Genomic DNA, 22,023 nt, shown 5'->3' on the forward strand with positions numbered 1-22,023 from the left:
AGGTTGGTGGGTAGTGGATTGATTTCGTTGCTTTAAAACTTGTCCGTTGGGACAGGAATTGACGGGGTGGACAGTGTGCGGGTGGGGATGCTGTATCCGGTGCGCACAATTTTCGGGCTGAGGCCGTATCGGTGGTGAATTTTCGGGCAGAGGTGGGGAAATCTCCCTCTCCCCCCCGGGGAGAGGGTCGGGGTGAGGGGGATGCACATGCCGGATTTTCCGGGAATCCTCGCCACGCGCCCCCCTCACCCTAACCCTCTCCCCGGGGGGGAGAGGGGATTGGGCGTCGGGAGAGGATGATCAAACCCCCCTTGCCAGTCCTGCCCAGTCCCCGCTAACTGTTCGGACGGCCGACAAACGCACGGGTCCCATGTTCGACAGTTTCCTGCTCGCCTTCACCGCCCTGTTCTCCATCGTCAATCCGCTGGCGATGGCGCTGATCTTCAGTCAGGTGACGGCGGACAGCAGTCCGCGCGACAGGGCGCGGCTGGCCGGGCTGGTCAGCGTCTATTCGGCCATCGTCATGCTGACCGCGCTGTGGGCGGGTGCCTATGTGCTGAACTTCTTCGGTGTGTCGATGGCGGCGCTGCGGATCGCCGGCGGCTTCGTGGTGGCCGAACGGGCCTGGGCTCTGCTGACCGCGCCGGAACGGCACGAGGCGCGCAAGCAGGAACAGGCCGCCCCGACCGGTGACAACGACCGGCTTGCCGAATCGGCCTTCTTCCCGATGACGATCCCCTTCACCACCGGGCCGGGCACCATTTCGGTCGCCATCGCGCTGGGATCCACCCGCCCGACGCGCGGGGCCGGCGGGCTGATGGAGTTCTTCATCGGCATGTCGGGGGCGGCGCTGGCAATCGCCGCCCTGGTCTGGCTGTCCTACCGCTCCGCCGACCGCATCGTCGCCTTCCTGGGTCCGACGCGGGTGCGGGTGCTGACGCGGCTGTTCGCCTTCCTGCTGTTCTGCGTCGGCGTCCAGATCCTGCTGACCGGTGTTCTGGACGCCTTCCCGCTGCTGTCGCAGAAGGGCTGAGGGGGTCAAGCTTTCGGACGCAGGTCCTGCACGCGCTTGGCCTTGCCGATGGACCGGGCGATGCCGCCGGGCTCCACCACCTCGACGCGGGTGCTGATGCCGATCAGCGACTTGATCGAGTGCTGCAGGTGCTTGGCATGGCCGTCCCATTCCGACGGGTGGATGTCTTCGTGCATCTCCACCCGGACGGCGAGGTTGTCCATGTGGCCGTCGCGGCTCACCACCAGTTCATAGTGCGGGGCGAGCGCCGGGATCTTGCAGATCAGTTCCTCGACCTGGGTCGGGAAGACATTCACGCCGCGGATGATGAGCATGTCGTCCGACCGGCCGGTGATCTTGTCCATCCGCCGCATGCCGCGCGCCGTCGGCGGCAGCAGCCGGGTCAGGTCGCGGGTGCGGTAGCGGATGACCGGCATGCCCTGCTTGGTCAGGGTGGTGAAGACCAGCTCGCCGTATGAGCCGTCGGGCAGCACCTCGCCCGTCTCGGGGTCGATGATCTCGGGATAGAAATGGTCCTCCCAGATCACCGGGCCGTCCTTGGTCTCCACGCATTCGGACGCCACGCCCGGCCCCATCACCTCCGACAGGCCGTAGATGTCGACGGCGTGGATGTTGAAGGTGCGCTCGATCTCCTCGCGCAATGCGCCGGTCCAGGGCTCCGCGCCGAAGATGCCGACGCGCAGGCTGGTGCTGCGCGGGTCGATGCCCTGGCGGCGCATCTCGTCGGCGATGTTCAGCATGTAGGAGGGCGTGACCATGATGATGGTCGGCTTGAAGTCCTGGATCAGCTGGACCTGCTTCTCGGTCTGGCCGCCCGACATCGGGATGACGGTGCAGCCCAGCCGCTCCGCCCCGTAATGGGCGCCGAGGCCGCCGGTGAACAGGCCGTAGCCATAGGCGATGTGCACCCGGTCGCCGCGCGTGCCGCCGGCGGCACGGATGGAGCGGGCGACGACCTCCGCCCAGACGTCGATGTCGCCCTTGGTATAGCCGACCACCGTCGGCCGCCCGGTGGTGCCGCTGGAGGCATGGACGCGGACGATGTCTTCCATCGGCACGGCGAACATGCCGAAGGGATAGGCCTGGCGCAGATCGTCCTTCACGGTGAAGGGGAACAGCGCCAGATCCTTCAGTTCCTTGAAGTCGTCGGGATGGACGCCCTTCGCCTCGCACTTGGCGCGGAAGGAGGGGACGTTGGCGTAGGAATGGCGGAGCGACCATGCCAGCCGCTCCGTCTGCATCGCAACGATCTCGTCGCGGCTGGCGAACTCGTAGCGGTCCATGCCGGCTTTCGCGCCCTGGTTAACGCCGGTATCGGTCATGATGGACATGGTGCGCTTCTCCCTTCGTACTGATGCCCGGCGCTTGACGGCCGGTGTTGCCGATTTTCGTTCAGACCCGCTCCACCATCATGGCGATGCCCTGGCCGACGCCGATGCACATGGTGCAGAGCGCGCGGGTCGCCTTGCGGTCTTCCAACTCCATGACGGCAGTGGCGACCAGACGGGTGCCGCTGGCGCCCAGCGGGTGGCCGAGAGCGATGGCGCCGCCGTTGGGGTTCACATGCTCGGCGTCGTCGGGCAGGCCCAGCATGCGCAGCACGGCGAGGCCCTGGGCCGCGAAAGCCTCGTTCAGCTCGATCACGTCGACGTCGCCGATGGAGAGGCCGAGGCGGGCCAGCAGCTTCTGCGTCGCCGGGGCCGGTCCGATGCCCATGACGCGCGGGGGCACGCCGGCCACCGCGGTGCCGACGACGCGGGCGCGCGGGGTCAGGCCATAGCGCTTGACGGCTTCGGCCGAGGCGACGATCACCGCGGCGGCGCCGTCATTGACGCCGGACGCGTTGCCGGCGGTGACGCTGCCGCCCTCCTTGCGGAAGGGGGTGGAGAGCTTGGCCAGCGCCTCCAGCGTCGTGTCGGGGCGCAGATGCTCGTCGGCGGCGACGATGGTCGGCTCGCCCTTGCGGCGGGGGATGGAGACCGGGACGATCTCGCGGGCCAGACGCCCCGACTCCTGGGCGCGGCCGGCGCGCTGCTGGCTGCGGACGGCGAAGGCGTCCTGGTCGACGCGGGAGATGTTGTGGTCGGCGGCGACGTTCTCCGCCGTCTCCGGCATGCTGTCGATGCCGAACTTCGCCTTCATCAGCGGATTGACGAAGCGCCAGCCGATGGTGGTGTCAAAGATCTCGGCCTGACGGGAGAAGGCGCTGTCGGACTTGCCCATGACGAAGGGGGCGCGGGTCATGCTCTCCACGCCGCCGGCGACGATCAGCTCTGCCTCGCCCGCCTTGATGGCGCGGGCGGCCATGCCGATGCTGTCCATGCCGGAGCCGCAGAGACGGTTGACCGTGGTGCCGGGCACCGTGTCGGGCAGGCCGGCCAGCAATGTTGCCATGCGGGCGACGTTGCGGTTGTCCTCGCCGGCCTGGTTGGCGCAGCCGAGGATCACGTCGTCGACGGCGGACCATTCGACGCCGGGGTTGCGCTCCATCAGCGCCTTCAGCGGCACCGCGGCGAGGTCGTCCGGGCGCACCGGGGCCAGCCCGCCGCCGTAACGGCCGAAGGGGGTGCGGACGGCATCGCAGATGTAGGCTTCACGCATGGTTCGCTCCAGAAACTAACAGATGGGGATCGTGACCGTGGCCGCCAGAGGCGTTTAGTCCACGGGAATCACTCCACCGAAATGACTGCCCCCGCGATGCGCGCCGACTGGCCGCGGAACAGGCCGACCACCGTGCCGTCCTGGTTGGTGACGGTGACATCGTAGACGCCGGAGCGGCCGCGCTTGTGCACCTCGCGGCATTCGGCGGTCAGCACGTCGCCCAGCCTGGCCGGAGCCGGGAAGGTGATGGAGCAGCCTGCCGCCACCGTCACTTCGTTCGCGGCGTTGCAGGCATAGGCGAAGGCGGTGTCGGCCAACGTGAAGGTCATGCCGCCATGGCCGATGTCATGGCCGTTCACCATGTCCTTGCGCACGGTCATCGCCATGCGGGCATAGCCGGGGGCGATCTCCAGCAGCTCGATGCCATGGGCCTGGGCGCAATGGTCGCGCTCGTACATGCCGCGGCCGACCGCTTCGGCGAGGCTTTGGGGATCGGTGGTCATAGGGTCGGCTCCTTACCCCCTCTCCCCCCCGGGGAGAGGGTTGGGGTGAGGGGGATGCGCGGCGTGGTGTCGGTGGTGGCGTTGGGGTTTCCGCTGCTTGTTGAGCCACGCGATGCGACCCCCTCACCCTGACCCTCTCCCCGGGGGGGAGAGGGGATCCGGCTTGCGGAAATCTTGCGGCGCAGCAGAGCGGACGCGCGGTAGCGATCCTCGCCATAGGTGCGGGCCAGCGCGTCGAGCACGGCCAGCATATGGGGCAGGCCGATGCGGTCGGCCCAGGCCAGCGGACCCAGCGGGTAGTTCACGCCCTTGGTCATCGCGATGTCGATGTCGGCGGCGCTGGCGACGCCCTGCATCGCCGCGTCCGCCGCCTCGTTGGCGAGCATGGCGACGGTGCGCATCACCACCAGACCGGGGGCGTCGTCGATCACCGACACCGCCTTGCCCAGCGCCTGGAACAGCCCGGCGGCGACGGCGACCGCCTCGGCCGGCGTGCCGTCGGCGGGGGCCAGCGCCACGCGGGTGGCCTTGACGTAGTCCAGCGCGAGGTCGAACAGCACCAGGGGCGCGATGCCGTCCTCTGCCGCACGGGCGGTGGCGGTGCGGCCATCGGTCAGGGCCAGCGTGACGCCATCGGCGACGAGCACGCCGGGGCCGGCGGTCTCCTCCACCGCGATGCCGGCCTCGCGCAGAAGCCCGGCCAGGGGCGCGGCGGGGCCGAGGTCGCCCTGCACGGTCACCCGCTGCGGCTTGGGCGCCGGTTCGGCGTTGCGCGGCACCGGTTTCGCGGCGCCGGGGCTGTGGTCGTAAAAGCCGCGGCCGGTCTTGCGGCCGAGACGGCCGGCCTCGACCAGTTCCTGCTGGATCAGCGAGGGCTGGAAGCGCGGGTCGCCGAAATAAGCGGCGTGGACCGAGCGGGTGACGGCGAAGTTCACGTCATGGCCGATCAGGTCCATCAATTCGAACGGCCCCATGCGGAAGCCGCCGGCCTCGCGGGCGATGGCGTCGATGGTGGCGGGATCGGCCGCCTGTTCCTGCACCAGCCGCAGCCCTTCGGCGTAGAAGGGGCGGGCGACGCGGTTGACGATGAAGCCGGGGGTGGAGCGGCAGCGCACCGGGCTCTTGCCCCACGCCTTCGCGGTGTCGAACAGCGTGTCGAGCACCGCGGCGTCGGTGGCGAGCCCGCTGACGATCTCCACCAGCGCCATCAGCGGCGCCGGGTTGAAGAAATGCAGGCCGGCCAGCCGTTCCGGCCGCTGCACCCCGGCACCGATGGCGGTGACCGACAGCGACGAGGTGTTGGTGGCGAGGATCGCGTCAGGGCCGACGATGCCCTCAAGCTCGGCGAACAGGCGGCGCTTGACGTCGAGGTCCTCGACGATGGCCTCCACCACCAGACCGGCGGGGGCGAGGTCGGACAGGCCGTTCACCGCGCGCAGCCGGTCGACGGTGGCGTCGCGTTCCGCCGCCGTGCGCTTGCCCTTGTCGACCAGCGCGGTCAGCGCCTTGGCGATGGACTCCACGGCGGACTGCGCGGCGCCGGGGCGGGTATCGACCAGCAGGACCGGGTGGCCGGCCTGGGCCGCGACCTGGGCGATGCCCTGGCCCATGGCCCCGGCCCCGACCACCGCGACGGTGATGGAGGGATCGAGCGCCGCCATCACCGCCCCTCGAACTTCGGCGCGCGCTTCTCGACGAAGGCGGAAACGCCCTCGCGATAGTCATGCGTGCGGCCCGCCTCGCGCTGGAGATCGCGTTCCAGGTCGAGCTGGGTGTCGAGGTCGTTGGCCGAGGAGGCGTTAAGCGCCTGCTTGATAAGGGCCAGACCGCGGGTCGGCTGGGTGGCGAGCTGGCGGGCGAGCGCGCCGGCCTCCGCCATCAGCCTGTCGTCGTCCACCGCCTTCCAGATCATGCCCCAGGCTTCCGCCTGCTCGGCCGACACCTTGTCGCCCAGCATGGCGAGGCCCATGGCGCGGGCATGGCCGACCAGACGCGGCAGGGTCCAGGTGCCGCCGCTGTCGGGGATCAGCCCGATCTTGCAGAAGGCCTGAATGAAGCTGGCCGACCGCGCCGCCAGGACGATGTCGCAGGCGAGAGCGATGTTGGCCCCGGCCCCGGCGGCGACGCCGTTCACCGCGCAGATGACCGGCATCGGCAGGGCGCGCAAGGACCGGACCAGCGGGTTGTAGTTGGTCTCGATCGACACGCCGAGATCGGGACCCTGGGCGCCCGGCGCGACGGCGCGGTCGGACAGATCCTGCCCGGCGCAGAAGCCTCGCCCGGCACCGGTCAGCAGCAGGCAGCGCACGGCCTTGTCGTCGCGTACCTCGCCGACGGCCTCGCGCAGCTCCTCATGCATCGCCGCGGTGAAGCTGTTCAGCCGGTCCGGCCGGTTCAGCGTGATGGTGGCGACGCCGTCGGCGATGTCGAGGAGGATGGTTTTGTCGCTCATTGGGCGGCCTCCAGAACCGGAACGCGGCTCTGCACCACGCGGAAGCGGTTGGCGACGAAGGCGAGGTCGCACAGCGCCGCATTGGCCGCCGGGTTGGCGCCGGTGCCGTGGAAGTCGCTGAAGGCCGCCGACTGGTTGACGAAGACGCCGCCGGTCAGGTTGACCGACAGGGCGACGCCGGCCTCGACGAACAGGTCGGTCGCCTGCTCGATCAACTGCGGGTCGGTGCTGTAGAGGCCGGTGGTCAGGGCGCCCTTGGTGCGGGTCAGGCGGGCGGCGCGCTCCAGGCTGTCGGCGGTGCTGTCCGTCTTCACGATGATGGAGATCGGGCCGAACAGCTCATGGCCGTACTTGTCCTCGTCCGCCGCATCCATGGTCAGGATCAGCGGCGTGCGGATGCGGGCGTCGGGGAATTTCGGATGGGTGATGGCGCGCGACGGCAGCACGACGGTGCCGAGCTTGGCGGCTTCGTCGATGCGGGCCAGCGTGGCGTCGGACTGGATGGCGCCCAGCACCTCCACCGCGCGTTCCGGGTCCGACAGGAACTTGTCGACGCCGCCGGCGAGTGCGGAGACGACCTGATCGAAGCTCATCCGTTCCGGCCCGGCCTGGATGCCGTCCTTGGGCACGAAGATGACCTGGGTCGTTGTGCACATCTGCCCGGAATAGAGGCTGAGCGTGAAGGCGAGGTTGCGCACCATGCCCTTGGGGTCGTCTGTGCCGTCGATCACCACCGTGTTGACGCCGGCCTTCTCGGTGTAGACCTGGGCCTGACGGGCGTTCTGCTCCAGCCAGTCGCCGAAGCCGGTGGAGCCGGTGTAGTCGATCACCGCCACCTCGGGCCGCAGCGCCAGATCCTTGGCGACGGTATCGCCTATGGCGAGCGTGACGAGGTTGGGGTCGAGCCCGCACTCCGCCAGCACCTCGCGCGCGATTTTCACGGTGATGGCGAGCGGCAGGATGGCGGTCGGGCCGGGCTTGACGATCACCGCGTTGCCGGTGACGAGGCTGGCGAACAGGCCGGGATAGCCGTTCCAGGTCGGGAAGGTGGCGCAGCCGATGACCAGCCCGACGCCGCGGCCGACCACCTCGAAACGCTTGTCCATCACCAGCGGCGGGTTCTTGCCCTGCGGCTTCTCCCAGCGCGCCGCCGGGGTCTGGTCGGTCATCGCCTTCCAGCCGTAGGCGACTGCCTCCAGCCCGCGGTCCTGCGCGTGGGGGGCGCCGGCCTGGAAGGCCATCATGAAGGCCTGCCCGGTGGTGTGCATCACCGCGTTGGCGATCTCGAAGCTGCGCGCGTTCAGCCGCTTCAGGATTTCCAGGCAGACGCCGGCCCGGCCGTTCGGCCCGGCCTTGCGCCAGCCCGGCATCGCCGCCTTGGCCGCCTTCACCAGCGCATCGACGTCCGACACCGGATAGGTGATGCCGAGGTCGAAGCCGAAGGGCGAGCGCTCGCCCCCCGCCGTTCCGGTCACGCCCGGCTGGTCCAGCTCGAAGGGCTTGTCGCGGTAGGCCGCGAAGGCCGTTTCGCCATCCGCCGCCGCCGTCTCGCCATAGGCGCGCGGGCTCGGCATTTCGGGGAAGGCCGACCAGTAGGCGCGGCTGCGGCAGGCCTCGACGGCCTTCTGCAGTGTCGCCTCGTGCGTCTCGAACAGGCTCTGCGGGGTGGTGGTCATGGCGGGGCGTTTCCTTTTTCTCGTTGATCAGGCGGCGTCGAAGTCGATGACGACCCGTTCGGTCAGCGGGCGGGACTGGCAGGTCAGGACATAGCCGGCCTCGACCTCCCACGGTTCCAGCGAGTAGTTCTCGGCCATCTCCACCTTGCCTTCGCGGACCTTGGCGCGGCAGGTGCAGCAGACGCCGGACTTGCAGGAATAGGGCAGGTCGGCGCCATGCCGGTGGGCGGCGTCGAGGATGCTCTCGCCGTCATAGGGCAGCGTGAACTCCTTGCGCTTGCCGTCCTGCAGGATGGCGATGGTGGCCGCGTCGGTCGGCGTGTCGGCAGCCACCTTCCTGACCGCGGGACGCGCGGCGGTCGTGGTGCCGAACAGCTCGACATGGATGTTGGCGGGCGGCGTGCCGCAGGCGGCCAGCGCGTCGCGCACCTCCTCCACCATCGGCTGGGGGCCGCAGAGGAAGGCGGCGTCGATGTCTTCCGCCTTGAGCGGCCCGGCGCACAGTTCGCGGACCAGACCGGCGCCGATGCGGCCACCCAGCAGCCCGGCCTCTTCCGGCTCGCGGCTCAGCACATGGTGGATGACCAGCCGGCCGATGTACCGGTTCTTCAGGTCCTCCAGCTCCTCCCGGAAGATGATGGAGGTGACGGTGCGGTTGCCGTAGACCAGCACGAAGCGGCTCTTCGGCTCCTGCGCCAGCACGGTCTTCAGGATCGACATCACCGGGGTGATGCCGCTGCCGGCGGCGAAGGCGACGTAGGTGCGGGTCGCGTCCGGGTCGATGGGGGTGTGGAAGCGCCCCATCGGCGTCATCACCTCCAGCACCGCGCCGGGCGCCAGCGACTGGTTGGCGTGGGTGGAGAACAGGCCGCCATCGACCTTCTTCACCGCCACGCGCAGTTCGCCCTCGCCCACGCCGGAGCAGATGGAGTAGGAGCGCCGCACCTCCTCGTCCCCGATGTGGGTCTTGAGGGTCAGGTACTGGCCCTGGACGAAGCGGAAGCGGTCGGCGAGATCGGCCGGCACGTCGAAGGCGATCGACACGGTGTCCGCGGTCTCCCGGCGGCACTCGCGGATGGTCAGCGGGTGGAAGCTGGGGCTGGTCATGGGGTGGTCCTCGGTCGGGCCGGTTGGGGTCGTGCCGGTGGAGTGGCCGCGGCGGTTGCCCCCTCCCCAACCCTCCCCCGCTTCGCGGGAGAGGGTGCCTTATGCGAAGCGGCGCTAGTTCCCTCTCCCACCGAAGGTGGGGGAGGGTTAGGGAGGGGGCATTCGCGGCCGGCGCTTCCACTCAATGGCATTTGAACACGTCGAACGGTTCGAGGCAGGCGTTGCAGGCGTGCAGCGCCTTGCAGGCGGTGGAGCCGAAGCGGCTGATCTGCCGGGTATCCTGCGATCCGCAGCGCGGGCAGGCGATCACCTCGTCCGGCGCCGTCAGCGCCCGCTTGCCGGAATGCGGCGGCGGGACGATGCCGACCTCGGCCAGCTTTGCGCGGCCGGTGTCGCTGATCCAGTCGGTGGTCCAGGGCGGGGCGATCACCACCGAGACGCGGGCGTCGAGGCGCGCGCGGGCCAGCGCGGTTTCCGCCTCCAGCACGATCACGCCGGTCGCCGGACAGCCGGAGTAGGTCGGCGTCAGGGCCACCGACAGCCGGCCTTCCGCATCGGTGGAAACCGCGCGGACGATGCCGAGATCGACGATGCTCAGCACCGGGATCTCCGGATCCATCACCCCGGCCAGCGCGTCCCAGGCGGCCTTCACGACCGCATCGGCGCCCGGCTCCGGTCCCCAGCAGCCTGCTGCATCCGGCATCTCGGCCTCACCAATTCGCGTCGGGATAGGCGCGCGGCAGGAACTGCATCTCGGCCAGCAGATAGCCCAGATGCTCGCTGTGCTCGCCGCGGCGGCCGCCCTTCTGCATCCAGCCGTCGGCCGGGCGGTCGAGGGTGGCCTCCTCCAGCACCGCTTCGACGCGGGCGGTCCAGCCGGCCTTCAACTCGGCCGGGTCGGGGACGATGCCGGCGGCGACCAGCGCCTGTTCGGCCTCGTCGCGTTCGAACATCTCGCCGGTGTAGGGCCAGAGGCGGCCGAGCGCGTCGGCGACCTTGGCATGGCTGACGTCGGTGCCGTCGCCCAGCCGCACCAGCCAGTCGCCGCTGTGGCGGACATGGTAGCGCACCTCCTTCACCGCCTTGGCGGCGATGCCGGCGAGAGTCTCGTCCTTGGAGGCGCAGAGCCGCTCATACAGCTCCACCGACCAGGCATCGTGCAGGAACTGACGGACGATGGTGTGGCCGAAGTCGCGGTTCGGCTGTTCGACCAGCAGGTGGTTGCGGTAGTCGAAGACGTCGCGGCGGTAGGCCAGACGGTCCTCGTCGCGGCCCTTGCCTTCCAGCTCGCCGGCATAGGTCAGCAGCATGCGGGCATGGCCGACGAGGTCGAGCGCGACGTTGGTCAGCGCGATGTCCTCTTCCAGCTCCGGCGCATGGCCGCACCATTCCGACAGCCGGTGCCCCAGCACCAGCGAGGTATCGCCCAACCGCAGCGCGTAGCCTAACAGGGCATCCTTGAGATCCGTGCTCATCAGATGGTCTTCCAGCTAGATATTTTTGACGTCTGCGGGGATGTCGTAGAAGGTCGGGTGGCGGTAGACCTTGTCGTCGGCCGGATCGAACAGGCTGGCCTTCTCCGACGGATCGGAGGCGGCGATGCTGGATGCTGGGACCGCCCAGATGCTGACGCCCTCGCCGCGGCGGGTGTAGACGTCGCGGGCGTTGTCCAGCGCCATGCGGGCGTCGGCGGCGTGCAGGCTGCCGACATGCTTGTGCGACAACCCGTTCTTCGGCCGGATGAAGATCTCGAACAGCGGCCAGTCTTTACGGTCCATGGTCTCGTTCCCTCGGATTTCTTGGCTCAGCCGGCCTTCTTCATGGCGCGCTGCTTGCGTTTCGCGGCATGGGCGACGGCGGCTTCCCGCACCCAGGCGCCGTCGTCCCACGCCTTGCGGCGGGCCTCGATGCGCTCGCGGTTGCAGGGGCCGTTGCCCTTCAGGATCTCGTTGAACTCGGTCCAGTCGATGGCGCCGAATTCGTAATGGCCGGTCTCGGCGTTGAAGCGCAGCTCCGGGTCCGGGATGGTCAGGCCAAGGAACTCCGCCTGCGGCACCGTGGCGTCGACGAAGCGCTGGCGCAGCTCGTCGTTGGAGAAGCGCTTGATCTTCCAGGCCATGTTCTGGGCGGAGTGGGCGGACTGGTCGTCCGACGGGCCGAACATCATCAGCGACGGCCACCACCAGCGGTTCAGCGCATCCTGCGCCATCCGCTTCTGTTCCGCCGTGCCCTGGGCCAGCGCCAGCATCAGCTCATAGCCCTGGCGCTGGTGGAAGCTCTCCTCCCGGCAGATGCGGACCATGGCGCGGGCATAGGGCCCGTAGGAGCAGCGGCAGAGCGGCACCTGGTTCATGATCGCCGCACCGTCGACCAGCCAGCCGATGGCGCCGATGTCGGCCCAGGTCGGGGTCGGATAGTTGAAGATGCTCGAATATTTGGCCTTGCCCGACAGCAGTTGGCCGACCAGCTCGTCGCGCGACACGCCCAGCGTCTCGGCGGCGCTGTAGAGGTAGAGGCCGTGCCCGCCCTCGTCCTGCACCTTGGCCAGCAGGGCCACCTTGCGGCGCAAAGTCGGCGCGCGGGTGATCCAGTTGCCTTCCGGCAGCATGCCGACGATTTCCGAATGGGCGTGCTGCGAGATCTGGCGGACCAGCGTGCGGCGGTAGCCCTCCGGCATCCAGTCGCGCGGCTCGATCTTCTCCTCGGCATCGACGCGCTCCTGGAAGCGGCCCTGGAGAGCGGCTTCCTGTTCCGTCACCAGGCGGGGAGACGGTTGAGCGCCCTGCTCGGTCTTGGCATCCAAACCTTGCGTGTACATCGGCATCCCCGAGATGGATTGCGCGTCCAGCGAACATTTTCTGAAAGCAAAATATGATACAGATCAAAGACTGTAAAGCGGAATTGTGTGTCGCTTTCGGGGTGGGTGGGTTGACCTCAAAAAATCTTTTGAAAAACAGACGCTTGCTTTGAAAATTCAGGGCATGGCTTGAGCCGCGCTCCGCCGGATACGGGCGCGCATGGGCATGCCCCGATACACTGTCGGCGCAGTTTTTCCGATTTTGTGCGATGCAGAAGAGGCAAGGCGAAGGGGCAGGGGCGCTGCCGGGTACATAACCGACTGCGGCGCTCTGGATTGGGCAGGGGGCGGCACGATTCCGCCACGCCCGCCCGCCGGATCCATGTATGTCCGAGGGGTATCCGGCTTGCTTTACGGTAGTCGCGACGGCCCTCGGGCGCGTCGTCGGCAGAGGAGGATCGACGGGGGGGTTACGACGCCCGCAGTGCCCCCAGGAACCCATCCACCTCCTGCCGCATCCGTCCGGCGTCGCCGGTGACGGTCTCGACCGACCGCACCATGACGCTGCTCGCCTGCTCGGCGGACGCGGCGGCGGCGGTGACGGCGGCGATGTTGTCGGAGACGCTGCGGGTGCCGTCGGCCGCGTCCTGGATGTTGGCGGCGATCTCGCCCACCGCGGCGGACTGCTGCTCGACCGCGGCGGCGACCTCGCCGGCGATTTCGTTCAGGCGGGCGATGGTACGGGTGACGGCGCCGATGGTGTCGACCGCGGTGCCCGACGCGCTCTGGATTTCGGCGATGCGCGCCTGGATCTCGGCGGTCGCCTTGGCGGTCTGGCCGGCGAGCTGCTTCACCTCGCTCGCCACCACGGCGAAGCCTTTGCCGGCCTCGCCGGCACGGGCGGCCTCGATGGTGGCGTTCAGCGCCAGCAGGTTGGTCTGGCCGGCGATGCCGGAAATCATGTCCACCACCTTGCCGATCTCTTCCGCGGCTTCGGCGAGGCTGCCCATCACGGCGGTGCTGCGTTCGGCGTCGCGGGTGGCGTCGGCGGCGATGCCGGCTGAATCGGCGACCAGCTGCGAGATGCCGGCGAAGCTGGCCGACAGTTCGGCGGTGGCGGCGGCGACGCTGTCGACATTGGCCGAAGCGCGGCCGGCCGCCGAAGACACCGCGTCGGAATGGCGCGCCGTCTCGGCGGCACCATCGGCCATCGCGGCGGCGGCGGCGGTCATCTCGGCGGTGGAGGCGGACAGCGCCTCGACAAGGCGCTTCACCGTCGCCTCGAAGCCGTCGGCAAGCGTGCGCAGCTCGCGGCGGCGTTCCTCGGCGGCGGCGGTCTTCAGCCGCTCCTGCTCCTGCTGCAGGCGTTCGGTGTCGAGCATGGTGTCGCGGAAGACACGGGCGGCGGTGGCCATGCGGCCGATCTCGTCGCGGCGGCCCTCCTCGAAACTGGCGGTGAAATCGCGGGCGGCCAGCCGTTCCAGCGAACTGGCGACATCGAGGATCGGGCGGGAGATGCCGCGCACCAGCACGGCGCCGAAGCCGAGCGCCAGCAGCGTGCAGAGCGTCACCCCGCCCAGCACCATGCCGTGGGCGCTGCTATAGACCGCCGCCCCCTGGTCGGCGACCGCGCCGGCATCGGCCATCGTGCCGTCGACCAGCGCGTCCAGAGCCTCCTGCACGCGGGTGAAGGCGACGGCGCTGGGACGTTTGAAGACGCTGACGGCGGACTGGGCGTTGCCGTCGCGGGCTTGCGCGCGCACCCGCTCGGCGTTGGAGGCGTAGGCGGTCCAGGCTTCGTCGAACGCCGCCAGCCGCGCCGCACCCTCGCCGCTGGTGAAGCGGGATCCTGCGGCCTGACGGCGGGCTTTCACCTCGGCCTCCGCGTCGGTCCAGCCCTTTTCGGCCTGGTTCACCTGCATCTCGTTGGTGGCGAGCGCATAGGCGGCCTCGGCGATGCGATGGCCCTGCGCGGCGGAGGTCAGTTGACCGGCCAACTGGGTCGCCGGCAGCGAGCGGCTGCGCATCGTTTCGGCGGCGTTGTTTAGGATTTCCAGCCGGCTGAGCGTGAACACTCCGAAGGCGGCGGCCATCACCACAGTGCCAAGCACGGCGACGATGATCTTGGCGCGGATGGTGAGACGTCCGAATGCACGAATTTTAGCCAATTTGCCCGCACCCCCGCCAAGCTTCCGGCAAGACGTCATCCCGCCCGAAGGAATTATTCGACCCTCAATCTTACTAATCCGAATGTTTAAAATTATCAACGCGGAAGGTGAGTGAAATGGTTGGAGATCACAGGGGGGCCGGGCAATGGTCACAGTCGGGGAAGGCGGCGGGCCTGAAAAAGGACCCCAAAACGAAACGGCCGCCGCACCCGGTTGGTGCGGCGGCCGTTTCGGGACCGGCTGAGGATGGAGATCAGGCGGCCTTGCGAACGGAACCCAGCTCGGTGAACAGCTTCACCACGGCTTCGACGAACTCGTTCAGCTGATCCTGGCCCAGGGCCGAGACCGTGATGTCGTCGACGACCAGAGCCTCGTCGCTGATCCGGCCGCCGGCGGCGGTCAGGTCGGCGCGGTAGGCTTCCGGGGCGGCCAGCAGGCGGCCGCGCAGCTTGCCGGGGATCGCCAGCAGCTGGATGCCCTGGTCGATGGCGGCGATCGGCTTGCCGGCATCCAGGAAATGGCCGACGATGCGGCGGGTGTGGGCCGACTGCTGCAGCTTCGCCACGCTGCGCTCACCGCCCGGCAGCAGCAGCATGTCGAAGTCGGCGCCCAGCGCCTCGCTCAGATGCTTGTCCACCGGGAAGTAATGGCCCCAGGACTTACCGTGCCAGCCGTTGACCAGACCCGTCTCGGTGGAGATGGTACGCAGCGTGGCGCCGGTCTTGATGAGGGCGCGTTGCGGCTCGGTCATCTCCGCTTCTTCGAAGCCGTTGGAGACGAGGATGGCGATGGACTTTCCTGCGAGCGATTGATCCATACTGTCTTGTCCTTTCATCGTTTCACCAAAGAACGCCGGAACATCTCCGATGGCATGTCGGCCAGGGGAGAACCCGCCGGGGCAAGAGGCGGTCGGGAAACGGTCATCGCCGCGCACGGGGATGCGCGGCGGCCAGTTCCGCCCGCCGGTGGCCCGAGGTCGGGTGCCGGCGTGTGGGACCTTTACGTCCCGGATCGGTTTGTTTTCAGCATGCGGACTTAATTGGTCCCGATGCCGTTTCAAGTCAACAAGGGATTCCGCGGCGCACCCAAGACCGCCGCCGCCCCGAAACCGGCCCCGACAGTGGATTTGCCGGTATTTTCCAGCCCAGTTCAAGACTTTCGGGCCAGCCGGGCCGTACCACCGGTTGATGCGGCGCAGAGCTGCCATACCATAGGGGCGTGGCTTCGCCGGGGAATTATCCCCGATGACCCTTGCGGGATCCGTTTGGGCACAAAAAAGCGGCCGGGGGGAAGGCCCCCGGCCGTCGGCAAGTCAAAGCATCAGCCGTTCGAAAAGATCCAGCTCGCACACTGGATCACGGACCAATCCCGATGATCGGAACCTGCGATCAATGGAACTGGTCAGCCTCGGTGGAGTCCTTGTACGCGGTGGTCGAGGAGGTGCCGCCGGAGATCGCCGTGGCGACCGCGTCGAAGTAGCCGGTGCCGACTTCGCGCTGGTGCTTGGTGGCGGTGTAACCGTCCTTCTCGGCCGCGAACTCGGCCTGCTGCAGTTCGGAGTAGGCGGCCATGCCGCGCTCGGCGTAGCCCTTGGCGAGGGTGAAGGCCGAGTAGTTCAGGCTGTGGAAGCCGGCCAGCGTGACGAACTGGAACTTGTAGCCCATGGCGCCCAGCTCGCGCTGGTACTTGGCGATGGTGGCGTCGTCCAGGTTGGCCTTCCAGTTGAAGGACGGCGAGCAGTTGTAGGCCAGCATCTTGCCCGGGAACTGCTTGTGCACGGCCTCGGCGAAGCGGCGCGCCTCGTCCAGGTTCGGCTTGGAGGTCTCCCACCACATCAGGTCCGAATACGGCGCGTAGGACAGGCCGCGGGCGATGCAGTGATCGACACCCATGCCCTTCTTCAGGCGGAAGAAGCCCTCGGTGGTGCGGCCGCTGTCGAAGTCGATGAAGGGATGGTCACGCTCGTCGATGTCCGAGGTGATGAGCTGCGCCGACTCCGCGTCGGTGCGGGCGATCACCAGGGTCGAGGTGCCGCAGACGTCGGCGGCCAGACGGGCGGCGTTCAGCGTGCGGATGTGCTGCTGCGTCGGGATCAGGACCTTGCCGCCGAGATGGCCGCACTTCTTTTCAGAAGCCAGCTGGTCTTCCCAGTGCACGCCGGCGGCGCCGGCCTTGATCATCGACTTCATCAGCTCGAAGGCGTTCAGCGGGCCGCCGAAACCGGCCTCGGCATCCGCGATGATCGGCGCGAACCAGTAGGTGTCGCCCTTGCCCTCGGAGGTCTGGATCTCGTCGGCGCGCTTGAAGGTGTTGTTGATGCGCTCGACGACCGCCGGGACCGAGTTCACCGGATACAGGCTCTGGTCCGGGTACATCTGGCCGGCCGTGTTGGCGTCGCCGGCGACCTGCCAGCCCGACAGGTAGATGGCCTTCAGGCCGGCCTTGACCGCCTGCATCGCCTGGTTGCCGGTCAGCGCGCCCAGCGTGTTGATGTAGGGCTCGGTGTTCAGCAGCTCCCACAGGCGGCGCGCGCCCAGCTCGGCCAGCGTGTACTCGATCTTGACCGAGCCGCTCAGACGCTTGACGTCGTCCATGGTGTAGTCGCGGCGGATGCCCTCGTAGCGGGCGGCGTGGATGGCGGCCTTGGTCTTTTCATCGAGCGACATGGGTCAGGTTCCTTGTTGTCCGGTGCGCCCGGTTGATCGGGGCGGAACTGGGGTCTCGGGGCGGGCCTTTTGTCGGTCCCAGCGGCTGTTGTGCAGCGGCGTTTCCTCCCGCCGTAATCGACTGCACTTTGCCGTCTTCGGGGCCGCTTGCGCTTTACAGCGCGGCCGTGAACCAAGACTTAAACCGCGCCTGAGTGCGTTGCAATAAGCCCTTGTTTGTAAAAAGGTCCGTTTGTAAACTGCCGTCTTCACAATCCTGTAAATCCGTAAATCTTGTAAAGCCAGAAAACTGAAAGTCAGAGAACTGGTTGGGGGACTGATCGTGGCGACCATGGAAAAGAAGGCGATGCTGGGTCCGAAGGTCCGCCGCCTGCGTCGCGACCACGCCCTGACCCAGGCGCAGATGGCCGAGCAGTTGGGCATCTCCCCCAGCTATCTGAACCTGATCGAGCACAACCAGCGCCCGGTGACGGTGCCGCTGCTGCTGAAGCTGGGCCAGCAGTTCGGGGTCGACCTGCAGGCCTTCGCCGAGGATGAGGAGAGCCGGCTGGTGGCGGGCCTGCGCGAGGTGTTCTCCGATCCGCTGTTCGACGGTTCCGACATCAAGAACCAGGATTTCCGCGAACTGGCGGCGGTGGCGCCGACGCTGGGGCAGGCGGTGGTGGCGCTCTATCGCGGGTTCCGCGGGGCGCGCGACGACCTGCAGGCGCTGGCGGAGCGGGTGGCCGACCGCGAGAAGCTGCATCTGGTGCAGGCCACCGGCTTCCCGCAGGACGAGGTGCGCGACCTGTTCCAGACCCATTCCAACCACTTCCCGGAACTGGAGGCGGCGGCGGAAAGCCTGTGGCAGGACGGCAAGCTGGAGCGCGGCGATCTCTATCGCGGGCTGGTCGATTGGCTGAACACCCAGCACAGCGTGCGCGTCCGCCTGCTGCCGTCGGAGGTGATGGGCTATGCCGTGCGCCGCTTCGACCGCCACAGCCGGCGCATCCTGCTGTCGGAGATGCTGGCGCCGTCGGGCCGCACCTTCCAGTTGGCCTGCCAGATCGCGCTGCTGCGCCACCGCGACCTGCTGAACGGCATCGTCGACGCCGCCAACCTGTCCGACGACGAGGCGCGGCGGCTGACGCGGATCGGGCTGGCCAACTACTTCGCGGCGGCGGTGCTGATGCCCTACGACCGCTTCCACGAGGCGGCGACCCAGCTGCGCTACGACATCGAGATCCTGCGGCGGCGCTTCGACGCGTCGTTCGAGCAGGTCTGCCACCGGCTGACCACGCTGCACCGGTCGGGGGCCAAGGGCGTGCCCTTCTTCTTCATGCGGGTGGACAGCGCCGGCAACGTGTCGAAGCGCTTTTCCGGCGCCGGCTTCCACTTCGCCCGTTTCGGCGGCGGCTGTCCGCGCTGGATCGTCTATGAGGCCTTCCGCACGCCGGGCAAGATCCACAGCCAGATGGCGGAGATGCCCGACGGCACCGCCTATTTCTCCATCGCCCGCACGGTGGTGAAGGCCGGCGGCGGCCATCGCAGCCCGCCGCAGCAATTCGCGGTGGCGCTGGGGTGCGATGTCCAGCATGCGGCTCAGGTCACCTATGCGGATGGGTTCGACCTGTCGAACACCGATGCGGCGACGCCGATCGGGGTGAATTGCCGGCTCTGCCCGCGGCTGGATTGCTCGCAGCGGGCGTTTCCGCCGCTGAATCATCGGCTTATCGTCGACGAGAATTTGCGCGGCCTCTCTCCCTACCTGTTCGCGCCGCCCAGTGCGGAATAGGAGGGCGATAGCGGGCGAATTGACCGGGATCAATGTTGTACGGCGCCGTTTGTGTTGTTTGCCGGAAAGCCCGTCATTCGACTGGTAGAAATCCGTGGCCTTCGACCGGGATTGTTGATAGGTTTCGGCCGTTGCGTCGCGGCAGCTCCGCTCGCGTCCCCGCGCCGGCCACCTGAACGCAGCGTCCCGGACTTTGGTATTGAACACCGCCAACCGAACTTGGCCTCGACGGGTTTTGGAACGCCCCCCTTTCTGGAACGCCCAAATGAGCAACTTGATCAAAGAGCGCGTGCTGACCGTTCACCACTGGACCGACACGCTGTTCAGCTTCACCACCACGCGCGATCCGTCCTTCCGCTTCCTGCCGGGGCAGTTCACCATGATCGGGCTGGAGGTCGACGGCCGGCCCCTGCTGCGTGCCTACAGCCTCGTCAGCGCGCACTACGAGGAGACGCTGGAGTTCTTCAGCATCAAGGTGCAGGACGGCCCGCTGACCTCGCGCCTGCAGCACCTGAAGGAAGGCGACACGCTGCTGGTGAACCGCAAGGCGACCGGCACGCTGATCACCGACAACCTGCTTCCCGGGCGGAACCTGTATCTGCTGAGCACTGGCACCGGTCTGGCGCCGTTCCTCAGCATCATCAAGGACCCGGAGATGTACGAGAAGTTCGACCGGGTGATCCTGACCCACGGCACCCGCACCGTGGCGGAGCTGGCCTATGACGACCTGATCCACCACAGCCTGCCGGAGAACGAGTTCTTCGGCGAGCAGGTGAAGGAAAAGCTGCTCTATTACCCCACGGTGACGCGCGAGCCGTTCCGCAACCAGGGCCGCCTGACCACGCTGATGGAGACCGGCAAGCTGTACAGCGACCTGGGCCTGCCGGAGCTGGATGCCGACAAGGACCGCGTGATGATCTGCGGCAGCCCGGCGATGCTGGCCGAGACCACCGCAATGATGGAGCGCCGCGGCTTCGTCATGGGCACCAACGGCGAGCCGGGCGGCTTCGTCATCGAGAAGGCGTTCGTCGAGCGGTGATGGTGGGGGTATCGGCATTACGAATGCCCCCTCCCCATCCCTCCCCCGCGTTCCGCGGGAGAGGGGGTAGGAGCTTTGCGGGAAGTGCGGCGGAGTTCCCTCTCCCGCGTTAGCGGGGGAGGGTTAGGGAGGGGGCCGAGCACTTCCCCCATAAAGTCACGCCTCCCGATGGAATAAACTCCCCCTCCCGACCGTTTACCAATCCGTGACGAAGGCACGTCACTCAATCCTTGACCGACTGGGCGCGCCTCCTCCGGGGGGCGCGCCCATTTTCTGTCCTCCGATTTTCCGGTGGGGCCGGTGAATAAAATCACCGTCCGGCCTGTTGGTGCGACGGTCACCGTTCAAACCGTCAAGCCTTTGGTGTAGACATCCCGCCCATGCGCCTGATCCTCATCCTCGCCGCGATGATCGTCGCCGGCCTCGCGAATCTCGCCGTCTGGTCCCTGCCGAACCGCCCGGTGCCGCTCGACCCGCCGCCCGGCGGCAAGCTGCGCAGCGTGTCCTTCGCGCCCTTCCGCGACGGGCAGAGCCCGCTGACCGGCGTCCTGCCCTCCACCGCCCAGATCGAGGAGGACATCGTCGCCCTCGCGCCGCAGGTGGCGGGCATCCGCACCTACACCTCGCTGGAGGGGTTGCAGGTGGTTCCGGAACTGGCGCGCAAGCATGGCATGCAGGTCACCATGGGGGCGTGGCTGTCCTCGCGGACCGACAAGAACGAGGCGGAGATCGCCTCGCTGATCGACCTCGCCAACCGCTATCCCGACGTCATCACCCGCGTCATCGTCGGCAACGAGGTTCTGCTGCGCCGCGAACTGACGCCGGAGCAGGTCGCCGGCTACATCGACCGCGTCAAGGCGGCGGTGAAGCAGCCGGTGTCCTATGCCGACGTGTGGGAATGGTGGCTGAAATACCCGCAGATCGCGGACCATGTCGATTACCTGACCATCCATCTGCTGCCCTATTGGGAGGACGTGCCGGCCGGCGTCGAGGGCGCGGCCGAGCGCATCCGCCAGAGCTACCGCACCATCGCCCACCGCTTTCCGGGCAAGCCGATCCTGGTCGGCGAGACCGGCTGGCCGACGCAGGGGCGCTCGCGCGGGGCCGCCGTGCCGGGGCTGGTCAACAAGGCGAAGTTCGTCAACGCCTTCGTCCGCATGGCCGAGCAGGAGGGCTTCGATTACAACGTGATCGAGGCCTTCGACCAGGAATGGAAGGCGAAGCTGGAGGGCACCGTCGGCGGCCATTGGGGCCTCTACAACGCCGACCGCACGCCGAAATTCTCGCTGGCCGGGCCGGTCGTCGGCAATGTCGCGTGGCCCTGGCTGTTCGCGGCGTCGAGCGGGCTGGCGCTGGTGCTGCTGGGCGGGCTGGCGGGGCTCCGCCGCCATCTGCCGGGAACCGGCTGGGTGGCGCTGATCCTGCTGGCGCAGGCGCTGTCCACCCTCTATGTCCGTGCCGCCTTCGTGGCGGAGCATGGCAAGCATTACTGGCAGGACACCACGCTGGCCGTGGTCATGCTGGCGCTGACCGCCGCCTTGGCGCTGGCGGTGCTGCTGACCGCCCATCGCACGCTGGCGAGCGGCGGGCTGGCGCGCGAGCCGCTGGTCGGCCTGCGCCATGCCCGCCCGGCCCTGACCCGCACCGAGCGGGTGGGGCGGTGGAGCGCCGTGGCGCTGGGCGTCGCCGCGCTGGTCTGGTCGCTGCTGATCGTCTTCGACGGCCGCTATCGCGACTTTCCCAACCCGTACCTGCTGATCCCGGCGGTGGCGCTGCCGGCGCTGGGGCTGATCCGCGCCGCCCGCCGGCCGGTCGGGACGGAGACGCGCAACGCGCTGGGCATCGCCAGTCTGTTCCGCCCGGCGGTGCCCACCGCAGATGGCGAACCGCGGGGCCTGTGCGGCGCCGTCCGCCGCCTGCCGGTCGAAGCGGTCCTGGGCTTCGGGCTGCTGCTGGGGGCGCTGCTGACGGTGCTGGCCGAGGGTTTCGTGCCGCTGGAATCGCTGATCTACGGCCAGCTGCCCTTCATGGAGGCGCTGCACGAGGTCGATTGGACGCGGCCGAACTGGGAGGCGCTGGGCTGGGCGGCCCTGCAGATCCTGCTGGCTCTGCCCTTCCTGGCCGGGGTGTGGAGCGCCCGGCGTCCGCTGCGGCGGATTTGACGCCAAGCGGCCGCCAGCAAGCCATTGCGCCGGCCGCCGCGCTGT

General features: G+C 68.4%; 18 protein-coding genes. 4 read left to right on the forward strand and 14 right to left on the reverse strand.

What is annotated here, in order from left to right; translation table 11 throughout:
• Nucleotides 1–370: 370 nt before the first annotated feature.
• Nucleotides 371–1,033 carry a MarC family protein gene (locus tag FZ029_RS23440; RefSeq protein ID WP_149272159.1) on the forward strand — a complete coding sequence of 221 codons (663 nt, stop codon included), beginning with the start codon at nt 371–373 and terminating at the stop codon, nt 1,031–1,033.
• A 5-nt stretch (nt 1,034–1,038) separates the two neighbouring features.
• Here the strand turns inward: FZ029_RS23440 and paaK are convergent, their stop codons facing one another.
• The 14 genes from paaK to aceA all read right to left on the reverse strand — a co-directional run bounded on the left by paaK (nt 1,039) and on the right by aceA (nt 17,003).
• Nucleotides 1,039–2,364, reverse strand: coding sequence for a phenylacetate--CoA ligase PaaK (gene paaK, locus FZ029_RS23445; protein WP_188052030.1), 1,326 nt, complete (start codon nt 2,362–2,364; stop codon nt 1,039–1,041).
• Nucleotides 2,365–2,425: 61 nt separating this feature from the next.
• Nucleotides 2,426–3,634: a 3-oxoadipyl-CoA thiolase gene (pcaF, locus tag FZ029_RS23450; protein WP_149272160.1), complete on the reverse strand. Its 1,209-nt coding sequence runs from the start codon at nt 3,632–3,634 to the stop codon at nt 2,426–2,428.
• 68 nt (nt 3,635–3,702) lie between these two features.
• On the reverse strand, nt 3,703–4,137 hold the full coding sequence (gene paaI / locus FZ029_RS23455; RefSeq protein ID WP_085092113.1) for a hydroxyphenylacetyl-CoA thioesterase PaaI: 435 nt from the start codon (nt 4,135–4,137) through the stop codon (nt 3,703–3,705).
• Nucleotides 4,134–5,798: a 3-hydroxyacyl-CoA dehydrogenase PaaH gene (paaH, locus tag FZ029_RS23460; RefSeq protein ID WP_149272161.1), complete on the reverse strand. Its 1,665-nt coding sequence runs from the start codon at nt 5,796–5,798 to the stop codon at nt 4,134–4,136. The genes paaI and paaH overlap by 4 nt, the downstream gene beginning before the upstream one ends.
• Complete coding sequence (paaG, locus tag FZ029_RS23465) at nt 5,798–6,589, reverse strand: 2-(1,2-epoxy-1,2-dihydrophenyl)acetyl-CoA isomerase PaaG (protein WP_149272162.1); 792 nt, start codon at nt 6,587–6,589, stop codon at nt 5,798–5,800. Before paaG ends, paaH begins: the two co-directional genes overlap by 1 nt.
• Nucleotides 6,586–8,265, reverse strand: coding sequence for a phenylacetic acid degradation protein PaaN (gene paaN, locus FZ029_RS23470; RefSeq protein ID WP_149272163.1), 1,680 nt, complete (start codon nt 8,263–8,265; stop codon nt 6,586–6,588). The genes paaG and paaN overlap by 4 nt, the downstream gene beginning before the upstream one ends.
• Nucleotides 8,266–8,292: 27 nt before the next feature.
• Nucleotides 8,293–9,372, reverse strand: a complete 1,080-nt coding sequence (paaE, locus tag FZ029_RS23475; RefSeq protein ID WP_149272164.1) for a 1,2-phenylacetyl-CoA epoxidase subunit PaaE — start codon at nt 9,370–9,372, stop codon at nt 8,293–8,295.
• A 181-nt stretch (nt 9,373–9,553) separates the two neighbouring features.
• Entirely contained in the window at nt 9,554–10,075 is a 522-nt protein-coding gene (paaD, locus tag FZ029_RS23480) for a 1,2-phenylacetyl-CoA epoxidase subunit PaaD (protein ID WP_149272165.1), read from the reverse strand.
• A 7-nt stretch (nt 10,076–10,082) separates the two neighbouring features.
• On the reverse strand, nt 10,083–10,847 hold the full coding sequence (gene paaC / locus FZ029_RS23485) for a 1,2-phenylacetyl-CoA epoxidase subunit PaaC (RefSeq protein ID WP_149272166.1): 765 nt from the start codon (nt 10,845–10,847) through the stop codon (nt 10,083–10,085).
• Between the two features lie 15 nt (nt 10,848–10,862).
• Nucleotides 10,863–11,150, reverse strand: a complete 288-nt coding sequence (gene paaB, locus FZ029_RS23490) for a 1,2-phenylacetyl-CoA epoxidase subunit PaaB (RefSeq protein ID WP_085092120.1) — start codon at nt 11,148–11,150, stop codon at nt 10,863–10,865.
• Nucleotides 11,151–11,176: 26 nt separating this feature from the next.
• Entirely contained in the window at nt 11,177–12,190 is a 1,014-nt protein-coding gene (gene paaA, locus FZ029_RS23495) for a 1,2-phenylacetyl-CoA epoxidase subunit PaaA (protein ID WP_149272167.1), read from the reverse strand.
• Nucleotides 12,191–12,639: 449 nt separating this feature from the next.
• Complete coding sequence (locus FZ029_RS23500; RefSeq protein WP_149272168.1) at nt 12,640–14,337, reverse strand: methyl-accepting chemotaxis protein; 1,698 nt, start codon at nt 14,335–14,337, stop codon at nt 12,640–12,642.
• Nucleotides 14,338–14,590: 253 nt separating this feature from the next.
• A complete protein-coding gene (locus tag FZ029_RS23505; protein ID WP_042697580.1) occupies nt 14,591–15,154 on the reverse strand; it encodes a DJ-1/PfpI family protein in 564 nt (187 codons plus the stop codon).
• Between the two features lie 571 nt (nt 15,155–15,725).
• Nucleotides 15,726–17,003, reverse strand: coding sequence for an isocitrate lyase (aceA, locus tag FZ029_RS23510; RefSeq protein WP_109152186.1), 1,278 nt, complete (start codon nt 17,001–17,003; stop codon nt 15,726–15,728).
• A gap of 331 nt (nt 17,004–17,334) precedes the next feature.
• On the opposite strand from aceA, the gene FZ029_RS23515 reads away from it, so the two are divergent.
• From FZ029_RS23515 to FZ029_RS23525, 3 genes are all read left to right on the forward strand, one after another.
• On the forward strand, nt 17,335–18,777 hold the full coding sequence (locus FZ029_RS23515) for a short-chain fatty acyl-CoA regulator family protein (protein ID WP_149201199.1): 1,443 nt from the start codon (nt 17,335–17,337) through the stop codon (nt 18,775–18,777).
• Nucleotides 18,778–19,042: 265 nt separating this feature from the next.
• Nucleotides 19,043–19,816: a ferredoxin--NADP reductase gene (locus FZ029_RS23520; protein ID WP_149272169.1), complete on the forward strand. Its 774-nt coding sequence runs from the start codon at nt 19,043–19,045 to the stop codon at nt 19,814–19,816.
• Nucleotides 19,817–20,196: 380 nt separating this feature from the next.
• The gene (locus tag FZ029_RS23525) at nt 20,197–21,978 is read left to right on the forward strand and encodes a glycosyl hydrolase family 17 protein (RefSeq protein ID WP_149272170.1); all 1,782 of its coding nucleotides are present in this window, start codon (nt 20,197–20,199) and stop codon (nt 21,976–21,978) included.
• The last annotated feature ends 45 nt before the right edge of the window (nt 21,979–22,023 follow it).

The sequence above is a fragment of the Azospirillum sp. Sh1 genome, assembly GCF_008365135.1.
Taxonomy (GTDB): Bacteria; Pseudomonadota; Alphaproteobacteria; order Azospirillales; family Azospirillaceae; genus Azospirillum; species Azospirillum oryzae.